We start from the raw sequence: 229 nt of genomic DNA on the forward strand, positions 1-229 counted from the left end.
GCGCCATACGGGGCGGCGCCGGGGCGCGGCTGCTGTGCGGCGATCGACGCCAGGTTGAGGATGCAGGCCTCGGCCGACTGCTTCAGCCAGGGCAGGGCGACGCGGGAGGCACGCACCGCCGACATCAGGTCGACGCCGAGGCTGGCTGCCCCGCCGGCTACATCGTCGGTCATGCCGAAGCCGCAGGCGTACATGATCAGCACATCGAAACCGCCGACGACATCGGCGC

Annotated in this window: 1 pseudogene; it reads right to left on the reverse strand. The window is 71.6% G+C overall.

Annotation, left to right across the window (positions count from 1 at the left end):
- Positions 1 to 229 (reverse strand): annotated as a pseudogene (locus ACQG3P_RS25635) (3-oxoacyl-ACP reductase); the annotation flags it as partial.

The organism is Stenotrophomonas sp. SrG (genome assembly GCF_050031795.1).
Classification (GTDB): domain Bacteria; phylum Pseudomonadota; class Gammaproteobacteria; order Xanthomonadales; family Xanthomonadaceae; genus Stenotrophomonas; species Stenotrophomonas rhizophila_A.